Origin of the sequence: Nocardia sp. NPDC004860, from assembly GCF_040609015.1 — a bacterium.
Classification (GTDB): domain Bacteria; phylum Actinomycetota; class Actinomycetes; order Mycobacteriales; family Mycobacteriaceae; genus Nocardia.
On sequence record NZ_JBEXJI010000067.1, the window covers coordinates 1 to 1,225 of the forward strand.

Genomic DNA, 1,225 nt, shown 5'->3' on the forward strand with positions numbered 1-1,225 from the left:
GAGACGCTTTATCAAACGAGTGTTCCCCTTGAGGTTCAAAACCGAAAGGGTTCTGTTGCAAAGTTTTCCAAAAAATCTATTTTAGTGTAAAATTGAGAAAAAAGACAGAGAGGACAGAGTAATGAATCATTTTAAAGGCAAACAATTCAAAAAAGACGTCATTATTGTCGCTGTTGGTTACTACCTGCGTTACAATCTAAGCTATCGTGAAGTTCAGGAATTGTTATATGATCGTGGAATAAATGTTTGTCATACTACGATTTATCGTTGGGTGCAAGAGTACAGCAAAGTCCTCTATTATCTTTGGAAGAAGAAAAATAGACAATCCTTCTATTCATGGAAAATGGACGAAACCTATATCAAAATTAAGGGACGTTGGCATTATCTTTATCGTGCAATTGATGCGGACGGCTTAACCTTAGATATCTGGTTACGAAAGAAACGGGATACGCAAGCAGCCTATGCTTTCTTAAAACGACTCCATAAACAGTTTGGTGAGCCGAAAGCAATTGTGACCGATAAAGCACCTTCTCTTGGCTCCGCCTTTAGAAAGTTACAGAGTGTGGGTTTATATACTAAGACAGAGCACCGAACTGTGAAGTATCTTAACAATTTAATAGAACAAGACCATCGACCTATTAAACGACGGAATAAATTTTATCAAAGTCTCCGTACAGCCTCTTCCACGATTAAGGGCATGGAGACCCTTCGAGGAATATATAAAAAGAACCGAAGAAATGGAACGCTCTTCGGCTTTTCGGTGTCTACTGAAATCAAGGTATTAATGGGAATAACAGCCTAAGATATTTGGAGTTCAGAGAGAGCGCGTTTGATTTTCAAACTTCGCAACAGAACCAATTTGTCCAAGATATTGACCCAAATACATATTATCTGCAATATTTACTTAATAACTGTAATTGAGATTGGAGAATTTTTAACCATATAAGTAGCATGCGAACCAAAATATCCTTTAATTCCATGCATTGATCGCGATCCAATGATTAAGATATCTGCAGATGTTGCTGGCAAAATCGTCTTAGTAATTTCCTCGGCCGGATCACCTTCTCCACTGTACAGCTGAATGTTTTTTACACCGCTATTTTCTGCATATTGTTTGTACTTTTCCAAATTAAGTGACAATTGACTTTGTTTCTGCCTCAAGTACTCAGGGTCTAACGCTTCATAAACATTCAGCTCTTCAATTTCTAAAATTGAGGCAATCAGT

General features: G+C 37.6%; 2 protein-coding genes. One reads left to right on the plus strand and one right to left on the minus strand.

Annotated features, from left to right (window positions below; all coding sequences use genetic code 11):
• Positions 1-121: 121 nt before the first annotated feature.
• The gene (locus tag ABZV44_RS45525) at positions 122-802 is read left to right on the plus strand and encodes an IS6-like element ISS1N family transposase (protein ID WP_043737811.1); all 681 of its coding nucleotides are present in this window, start codon (positions 122-124) and stop codon (positions 800-802) included.
• Between the two features lie 98 nt (positions 803-900).
• Here ABZV44_RS45525 and ABZV44_RS45530 read toward each other — a convergent pair.
• Positions 901-1,225, minus strand: a 325-nt coding sequence (locus ABZV44_RS45530; protein WP_351714027.1) for a universal stress protein, incomplete at its 5' end; no start/stop codon positions are given.